Origin of the sequence: Kitasatospora sp. NPDC057542, from assembly GCF_042801945.1 — a bacterium.
Classification (GTDB): Bacteria; Actinomycetota; Actinomycetes; order Streptomycetales; family Streptomycetaceae; genus Kitasatospora.
Genome location: NZ_JBHVFE010000430.1, coordinates 1 through 7,860 on the forward strand (window position 1 = coordinate 1; position 7,860 = coordinate 7,860).

General features: G+C 69.5%; 9 protein-coding genes. 6 read left to right on the plus strand and 3 right to left on the minus strand.

The window, feature by feature from the left end:
* Positions 1-31: 31 nt before the first annotated feature.
* The gene (locus ACFU7Y_RS35380; RefSeq protein ID WP_380770816.1) at positions 32-595 is read right to left on the minus strand and encodes a hypothetical protein; all 564 of its coding nucleotides are present in this window, start codon (positions 593-595) and stop codon (positions 32-34) included.
* Positions 596-848: 253 nt separating this feature from the next.
* Between ACFU7Y_RS35380 and ACFU7Y_RS35385 the strand changes: the two genes are divergently transcribed.
* Positions 849-1,331, plus strand: coding sequence for a DUF6882 domain-containing protein (locus ACFU7Y_RS35385; protein WP_380770818.1), 483 nt, complete (start codon positions 849-851; stop codon positions 1,329-1,331).
* Positions 1,332-1,762: 431 nt separating this feature from the next.
* Complete coding sequence (locus ACFU7Y_RS35390) at positions 1,763-3,022, plus strand: hypothetical protein (protein WP_380770819.1); 1,260 nt, start codon at positions 1,763-1,765, stop codon at positions 3,020-3,022.
* Between the two features lie 150 nt (positions 3,023-3,172).
* On the opposite strand, the gene ACFU7Y_RS35395 is transcribed toward ACFU7Y_RS35390, so the two are convergent.
* Positions 3,173-3,895, minus strand: a complete 723-nt coding sequence (locus tag ACFU7Y_RS35395) for a hypothetical protein (protein ID WP_224276811.1) — start codon at positions 3,893-3,895, stop codon at positions 3,173-3,175.
* 63 nt (positions 3,896-3,958) lie between these two features.
* On the opposite strand from ACFU7Y_RS35395, the gene ACFU7Y_RS35400 reads away from it, so the two are divergent.
* A complete protein-coding gene (locus tag ACFU7Y_RS35400; RefSeq protein WP_224276813.1) occupies positions 3,959-4,888 on the plus strand; it encodes a hypothetical protein in 930 nt (309 codons plus the stop codon).
* On the opposite strand, the gene ACFU7Y_RS35405 is transcribed toward ACFU7Y_RS35400, so the two are convergent.
* Positions 4,889-5,323 (minus strand): ATP-binding protein, encoded by a 435-nt coding sequence (locus ACFU7Y_RS35405; protein ID WP_224276815.1) that lies wholly within the window; start codon positions 5,321-5,323, stop codon positions 4,889-4,891.
* A 161-nt stretch (positions 5,324-5,484) separates the two neighbouring features.
* On the opposite strand from ACFU7Y_RS35405, the gene ACFU7Y_RS35410 reads away from it, so the two are divergent.
* The 3 genes from ACFU7Y_RS35410 to ACFU7Y_RS35420 all read left to right on the plus strand — a co-directional run bounded on the left by ACFU7Y_RS35410 (position 5,485) and on the right by ACFU7Y_RS35420 (position 7,533).
* Positions 5,485-6,294, plus strand: a complete 810-nt coding sequence (locus tag ACFU7Y_RS35410) for a helix-turn-helix transcriptional regulator (RefSeq protein WP_224276817.1) — start codon at positions 5,485-5,487, stop codon at positions 6,292-6,294.
* Positions 6,291-6,491, plus strand: coding sequence for a DUF397 domain-containing protein (locus ACFU7Y_RS35415; protein WP_224276819.1), 201 nt, complete (start codon positions 6,291-6,293; stop codon positions 6,489-6,491). Before ACFU7Y_RS35410 ends, ACFU7Y_RS35415 begins: the two co-directional genes overlap by 4 nt.
* Before the next feature lie 211 nt (positions 6,492-6,702).
* Positions 6,703-7,533 (plus strand): hypothetical protein, encoded by an 831-nt coding sequence (locus ACFU7Y_RS35420; protein WP_380770820.1) that lies wholly within the window; start codon positions 6,703-6,705, stop codon positions 7,531-7,533.
* The last annotated feature ends 327 nt before the right edge of the window (positions 7,534-7,860 follow it).

Consider the following 7,860-nt stretch of genomic DNA (forward strand, 5'->3'; position numbering starts at 1 on the left):
GTCGGCCGGTCCGACTTCTCGCGCAGGCCCCTCAGGCTCTGACCTGTTCGACCGGCGTGAGGCAGGCCTGCAACGCGGTCCTGCCTTCCGCGGGCAGCCGCTCGCCCAACGGAGTCTTCCGCGGGCTGTGCTCGCCGTCGCAGATCCAGCTCTGCTCGTCGGCGTCGAACGACCACGCCTCGGCACCCCACATCGGGTGGCCTTCGAGCAGGCGCCGGGCCAGCGGCTCGCACCTGTCGGGGGCGCCCTGGGCCCTCAGCGCCGCCACCACCAGGTCCACCGCTTCCGGAGGCGCCCCGGCATCGCCCAGTACGGGCAGGAGAAGCAGGAGCCGGGCATGGGGATCGGTGACTCCGTCGGCCCCGTCGGGCGTGTGGAGCACTGCCGCGAGTTCGGGCCAGCACAGGCCCGGACCGATCCGGTCCTGGTCGTCGCCGGCGAGCACCAGGGAGTCGAACCACTCCGGGTGCGTCAGGAAGTAGTCGGTGCTCGTGAACTCCTCGCCGCTGTTGTAGTGCACGACGATCGCGAAGTCGCCGGTGAGACGCACGGTGAAGACGGGCCACGCCGCCTTGTCGTGAAGCCGCTCCAGCATGGCGCCGGCATCGGCCGGGTCCGCGCCGAGGTCCTCGGGCGAGAGGCCCTGGTACAGGTCGGCGAGGTGCGCGGCTCAGAACCCCGGCTCGCTGATCAGGGGAAGACCGTCCACCACGGGAGCCGACGAGTACCAGTGCCGCGCCATCACCATGCCGCGATTCTCGCTCACGGTGGTCCGCGGTGTTCGACCACTCCGGCCTGTTCCCGGAGGGTGGGATGATCTTGCCGACAGTTCCGTGCGAGGAGGCGAAGTGGACGACCGCTCGAAGCATGACCACTCCGGATGGGAGGAGGTCGTACGCGCGGCCCGCGAGCGTGCCCGCACTCGGCAGGCCCTCGTGGTCGAACGCTTCGGACTGTCGGGTGACGTGCAGTACCACTGGTCGATGGACGACGCGCAGATCGCGTGGTCGCGCGACGGGAAGGTGTTCCTCACCGGCCGACTCACGATGATCGGCAGCGTCAGCCGCTCCCAGCAGTCCTGGCTGTGGTCCTGGGCGAACGAGTCACTGCCGCACGCGGTCCTGGGCGACATCGAGCGGGTCCGGCGGTTCGGCGAGGCGAACGACCACCCCGTCCTGCCCTGGCCGGGCTTCGACTACCACCCGGAGCTCGTCGCCGAGGCTCGACTGGTCGCGGCATCCGTGCTCGACGCCGAGTTGCTGTGGGCGGAGTTCACGGACGACATGGAACTCCACTTCCTGGTCAACGACTTGACACTCACCGCCGGATGACGACGGCCGCCGCCTCCGCTTCCCGGTTCCGGTGGCTCCGGTGGCTCCGGTGACGACGATCATCGCGCTTCCTTCCGGGATAGGCGGGAGAGCTTGTCGGGGTCGGTGACGAAGTGAATGCCGCACACCTGGCCGTCGTCCGGGTCCCGGCGAACAGCAGCGCCGTCGGCCCACCGCTGACCGGCCGGTGCTGGGCCTCCAGCCTGCGCGAGAAGTCGGCCGGTCCGACTTCTCGCGACTGTCTCGGGGCGAGGGGCTGGGCGGCGCAGGCACCCCACCTGCCTCCGGGACGCCGTCCCGCCCCTACCGGGGGCGCATTCCCGCACGCGTGCAACCACTGACGGCCTGGTCCACGGCTTCCATTCGTAGCGGACCGTCGATCGGTCCCTACGCTGAGTGTCGGCCCATCGGCTCACCGGAAGGACCTGCTCATGCGCCGCTCCCGCCTCGTGCTGTCCCTGGCCCTGACCGTCGTGGTCGCCTCCGGCCTGGTCGCCGCCGACGTCGTGCAGGACGAGCCGTACCTGTCCGTGAGCCTGCCGGTGCTCCGCGGTCCGGAGGCCCAGCAGCTGCTCCACCGCATGACGGACCCGGTGCAGGACTGGGTGGAGTCCGGGGATCCGGCGGCGGCCGGCTACGCCGGGACCGTGATCGACGCGTCGAACCAGCACGCCGACGTCTACTGGAAGGGCGAGGCCCCGGCCAGGGTCCGCTCCCTGCTCGACGCGAACGCCGCGAACGCCGGCTCCGGCTACACCGTCGACGTCCACCGGAGCCCGTACTCCCGCGCGGAGATGCGCGCCGCGATCGACCGGTTCACCGCCGCCGTGGCGCGCGACGCGTGGACGTCGATCGGCCCGCAGGAGGACGGCGCCGCCATCGCGATCACGTACGCGCCGGCGAAGGCGAAGCAACTGACCGGCGGTGACGCGGACGCGCAGGCGTACTCCTCGCGGGCCGCCGAGATCGCCGGGATGCCGGTGACGGCCGGCGTCGAGGGAACACCGGTGGCGCTGTCCGGCAGCCGGCACTCCGACGGCGCGCCGTACTACGCGGGCGCCGAGGTGAGCACCGGAAAGGCGTCGTTCTGCTCGACGGCGTTCAGCGGCTGGAAGGGCGGGACGAAGGTGGTCCTGACCGCCGCGCACTGCGGCGGCGGCCGGTACTACAACGGCACCGGGAGCTACATCGGCGACCTGGCCACGGCCGGCGCCGGCCTGGACGTCGGCATGATCGCCATCAACGGGAGCGGCGGCGGCCGGTTCTACGACGGCGCCTGGTCGGACAAGGGCGGCTCGTCCCGGCACACGTACGGGGCCGGGCGGAACAACGTCGGGGACTTGATCTGTCTGAGCGGCGCCCAGTCGGGCTGGAAGTGCGACGTGCAGGTCAAGAGGGTCGACGTGGAGACGACGAACGACGAGGGCACGAAGATCAAGCCGGTGGACGTCGCGGAGTCGAAGGGCGGCGACCTGCGGGCGATCGCCGCGAAGGGGGACAGCGGCGGCCCGGCGCTGGCGAACCCGTCCGGCCCGAACGGCGACATGGAGGCCCGCGGCGTGATCGTGGCCGCCAGGTCGGAGGTCGGCTGCCCGGCCGGGTCGACGGCGCACACGACCACGTGCTACGCGCAGGTGATGTACGTGCCGATGACCCCGGTGGTGAATCGGATGGGCTTCTCGTTGTCCTGATGAACAGAGGAGCGCGAGAAGTCGGCCGGTCCGACTTCTCGCACAGTGGTCGACCGCCGCGAGCCCGAACTCGCCACCGAGGCCCGGCTGGTCCCGGCATCCGTGCTCGACACCGGGTTGCTGTGGACGGGCGCCGGGCAGGCAGCCGGCTCAGACGTGCGCGTCCTCGGAGGTGGGCGGCGTGCCGGGCGTCGGGCACGGCCACGACTCCGGAGGCGGGCCGAACGCACGACGAGCGGACCGCACCGCCATCGCGCCGACGGCGGCGTTGGCGCCACCACCGATCACGGCGCCGATGCCGAACGGCGCCACTCGACCGAGGACGATGATCCCCTGCTTGGTCCCGTACTTGGTGACGAAGTTCTTGCCCAGGACCTTGTTGACCTGCCGCAAGGTCTCGACCGGGACCTTGGACACGATCTGACGTCCCCAGTGCTGCCCGGTCCGCCCGGCGATCTTGGGAATGGTGGTGGAGCCGCTCCCGCCGAGCATGATTCCCATCACGATCGTCCGACGGCGCTCGACTTCGTCGATGGGGACTCCGTGGACTTCGGCGACCGAGAGCACGAAGAGGGCACTCAACTCAAGGGACGAGAGGGCCTCGCCCGCCGACAGCGCCAGCGCGACTCCCGTGCCGACTCCGGGCGCGGCCGCGGTTCCTCCGACCGCGGCACCCGAGCCGGTCAAGGCGCTGACGTACATCCGCTCCAGATTGCGGATCACCAGTGTCGGCGTCGCCTCAGGGTTCCGCTGACGGGCCCGGGCTATGTTCTTGCGCACCAGCGGGCTCTGGAGGCCTATCGCCTTGTCCAGGAGGTCGAGAGCTCGCTGCCCACGCGCGGCTGTCGGCTCGTCGGTGGAATCTGTCGCCATGCCTTGAACTCCTCGGGTCGCCGTGTTGCGCCCGAGTCTCCCACTCGACCTGCTGGGTGGACCATGCGCCGGTTCTACGGTCGGCACCGCAGGACCGGCGCCCGTCAGCTCCAGGCCGAGCTGTTGTCGGCCTGGCGGGGTAGCGTGAATGACGATCTGTCATGTCAGCGTGAGGGAAGCGAGGTCCACGTGGCCAAGGTGCGAGTTCTGGTGACGGCGGGGATCGTGCTCACCCTTGCCGGCGCGGCGGGGTGCTCCGGGGGCGGTTCATCGAGCGGTGGCGGTTCGTCGAACCCGGTCGTGCCGACCGCGACGATATCCGTAGGTCCGGAGCACAAGATAGCTTCGACAGATCTCCGGCTGCCGACGCTCATACCGACGCCCACCCCGGTCATCCCGAGCGTGGATCCGTCCATCGTCCTCGGAAGCGCCCTCAAGGCGTATCTGCCCACCGCGGAAACCGTCCCGTCGGGCTGGGCCCTCAACACCAAGTTCGGCTCCACCCACGAGTCGGACAGCGGAGCACAGGTCCTCTCCGGCACCACGGCGCTGGGGCCCACGGCGCCGTGCGACGTCATGCGCAACATGACCGTCCTGGACGGCGAGGCCGCATACGCCAGCCAGCAGTTGGAGTCCACCGACGGCAATGAGTACGCCGCCCTGGTGACCGTGGCCTCCTTCCGCACCGGGCAGGCAGCGAAGCAGCTGGCCACCATCAGGGATTTCGCGGCGCGCTGCCCGTCGTTCGTCAACAAGCGCGTGGGCACCGGCGGCAGTGATGTGGAAACGCGCCTCGTCGCCAAGCCGCTGAACGGCCTGGGCGACGAGGCGCTGGACTTCAAGATGCTCCCGCAGGGGGGCTACCTGGGCAACGAGACGGTCCTCGTCCGCATCGGCGATCGAGTTCTGAACCTCCGGTGCGGCGCCGACAAGTATGGCGACTTCCCTGACACGGCAGCGCTGGCGCGGGAACTGGCCAAGCTCGTCACGTAATCAGCCGTGAGGGTTGGCCGGGGCGGGGAGGGCGAGTTCGCACCAGACGGTCTTGCCGATGTAGCCCTCGCCACGGGGGTGGGCGCCCCAGGAGGTGGCGAGGGCGGCGACGAGTTCGAGGCCCCGGCCGGACTCGTCGTCGGGGGTGGCGTGGCGGAGGGTCGGGAGGTCGGGGTTCGCGTCGGAGACCTCGATGCGGAGGAGGGAGGGGGCGGGGAGGAGGACGCGCACGCCGATCATCCGGTCGCGCGGGGAGCGGGCGTGGCGGCAGGCGTTGGTGACGAGTTCGCTGAGGAGGATCAGCCCGGTCTCAGCGGAGTCGACGGGTACCTCCCACTCGAAGGCCTGCCGGATGAAGCGGATACGGGCACGGCCGGCGCTGCGGGGGAGTCGGGGGAACATCCACTCGACGACATCGACGGGCTGAGTGAGCATCAGAGTCCTTGGAGGTGTACGGACGGCTTCACTCGCGAGGGCTGAGTTCGGCCATTTCACCCTTCAAGCGTCGACGGCCGGGCATAGCCTCGGCAGTAACGCGATACGTACAGCGAGAGCTTGAACCGCCCTGTGACCAGGGCAGGGAGGGGCACGGGGCCGTGAGCACGCCGAAGGAAAACCCGATGTCGTGGAAGTACTGCGGCGATCAGCTCAAGCGGTGGCGTACTCGCGCGGGCGTGACCCGGGAGCAGTTGGCCAAGGAGGCCTGCTACGACATCGAAAGCGTGCGGTCGATGGAGGCGGGGAGGCGGCGGCCGTCGCTCAAGCTGCTCCGGGCGGCGGATGAGTTGTGTGACGCGAAGGGGATGCTTGTGGCGGCCGAGCCGTACCTTCTCCCGGAGACCAAGCCGGCGCGCAGTGATGTCTTCTTCGAGGTCGAGAAGGAGGCGGTTGCCTGCTACTTCTATGAAGCTCTTTACATCCCGGGCTTGATGCAGACCGAGGGCTACGCCAGGGCGGTCCTCAGCCGCCCCATGCCCCCCGTGAACGACACCACCATTGAAGAACGCGTGGCGTCTCGCCTCAAGCGGCAGGAGAGGCTCATGGAACCCGAGGTGCTGTTCAGTTTCACCATCTACGAAGCGGCCCTCCACACTTCCATCGGCGGCAGGGAGGTCATGAAGGCGCAACTCCACCGGCTGCTTGAGTTCGAGGACTCACACAACATCCGGATCCAGATCCTACCTACCGAGCAGATGCCCCCTTCCGGACTATCGGGATCGCTCATCATCTTGGAAACGATCAACAATGAGCAGTATGCATATGTTGAGACGCATATGACGAACGCCCTCCACTCCGAACCACAACTCGTAGGCAAGCTCAGCCGACGCCACGCGATGATCCGCTCACAGGCTCTGAACCCACAGGAATCAGCACAGTTCATCCGAAAGACACTGGAGCACCTATGAACGCCACCATGCCGTGGTTCCGCTCTAGCTACAGCGACCACGATGACGGCAACTGCGTCGAGGTCGCCTCCTCCCCCTCCGTCGTCCACGTCCGCGACTCCAAGGACAGGACCGGCCCGACCCTCACCTTCTCCCCCGAGGCCTGGTCCGCTTTCCTCTCCTTCGCCTCCGAAGCTCAAGCGGCACCGGTCGAGTGACCCCTTAATGGAACGGGTGGGTAACCACCTTCCAACCACCCCTGCACGCAGCAGATATGACTTATCGTCACGACTACGCCACAGCCGGTTTCGCCGTGTAGCGTGCGAACCAACGAAACAACCCCCGCCGGTGCGGCAACACCGAACGGGGGTCTGACCGGCACGATCGAAATGCGAGCTCGATCCTGTGGCTACCCACGACAATACCGCCATGGCCGCCCCCGGGTACGGCAAGCAGTCCGCTCCGGACCAACGCCCCCGCGCCGCCGCCGACTTCACGCACCTCCCGGCGCGCGAGGCCTACCTCGCCTCGCTCATCGACCACCTCCCCGACGGCGCCGCCATGGACGCGAAGACCCTCGCCGCCCTCCAGCCCCACTACGGGCAGATGGCCTGCCGCACGGCCCTCAACAAGCTCTCCGCCGCAGGCCACCTGCGTCGCGTCCGCGAACGCGTCGGCGACAAGCAGTGCCGCTGGGTGTTCCGCACCTACTTCTCCCGGACGCCCCGCTCCGACGCCTGGTGGGCACACTTCCTCGCCACCGGGGAGGCGTCAACGCCCGCAGCACCCGATCCCCCCAGGGAGCGAACGCTCAACCGCACCTCCCCCGCCTCGGCCGCCTACGCGGCCCTCGCCGGACTCGGCCTCGCCGACCCCCGGCTCGCGCTCTCCGCCGCCGACTGTGCAGCCCTGGAACCGCTGGCCGCCGAGTGGCTGGCCCGGGGCACCTCTCCGGCCCTCTTCACCGCCGCCCTCACCGCAGGTCTGCCGCCGGACGGCGTCCACAGCCCGGCAGCCTTCACCCGCCGCCGCCTGCTCGACAAGATGCCCCCGGAGCGCCCGCTCCCCCAGCCCCAGCCGACCCGCGTCATCGAGTGCACCGACTGCCGCACCCCCTGTCGCCCGCCCGCGCTCCTCGGCGGCCTCTGCCGCGCCTGCCGCGGCACTCCCGCGGCCCCGCCGCCCCGCCGGCACCTCTCCCCCACCGCCGTCCGCGCACACGCCGCCCGAGCCCGCCAAGCCATGGCCACATCGCCGTGATCATGAATATTCACAGGTGATGGCGTTAACCTATGCAAAATCCAAAGGTGAACTAGGTTACAAACCTTGAAATCAAAGCCGCCCGGTTTGCCCACATGCTGAGATCCGTGCGATAGTCGAGGAAGTCCAGAGGCGGGCGACACAGCACGCCGACCTGGGCGAAAACTTCGGCGGGCCCGACCTGGCACTGCCGACGCCCATCGCGCGGCACGCACCCCCTTGGCCGACGCGATGACTTGCAGGGGCCCCCATCCGCCGGACCACGGCGAATCCGGGGGCCCTGCGTGTTTCCCGCGGGAAACACCCAGGGCCCCGGGACCACAGGGC

Excerpts from the sequence above, each read along its gene's own strand:
- ACFU7Y_RS35380 (WP_380770816.1), bottom strand. The coding sequence starts at position 595 with ATGCTGGAGCGGCTTCACGACAAGGCGGCGTGGCCCGTCTTCACCGTG.
- ACFU7Y_RS35390 (WP_380770819.1), top strand. The coding sequence starts at position 1,763 with ATGCGCCGCTCCCGCCTCGTGCTGTCCCTGGCCCTGACCGTCGTGGTC.
- ACFU7Y_RS35395 (WP_224276811.1), bottom strand. The coding sequence starts at position 3,895 with ATGGCGACAGATTCCACCGACGAGCCGACAGCCGCGCGTGGGCAGCGA.
- ACFU7Y_RS35400 (WP_224276813.1), top strand. The coding sequence starts at position 3,959 with ATGCGCCGGTTCTACGGTCGGCACCGCAGGACCGGCGCCCGTCAGCTC.
- ACFU7Y_RS35405 (WP_224276815.1), bottom strand. The coding sequence starts at position 5,323 with ATGCTCACTCAGCCCGTCGATGTCGTCGAGTGGATGTTCCCCCGACTC.
- ACFU7Y_RS35415 (WP_224276819.1), top strand. The coding sequence starts at position 6,291 with ATGAACGCCACCATGCCGTGGTTCCGCTCTAGCTACAGCGACCACGAT.
- ACFU7Y_RS35420 (WP_380770820.1), top strand. The coding sequence starts at position 6,703 with ATGGCCGCCCCCGGGTACGGCAAGCAGTCCGCTCCGGACCAACGCCCC.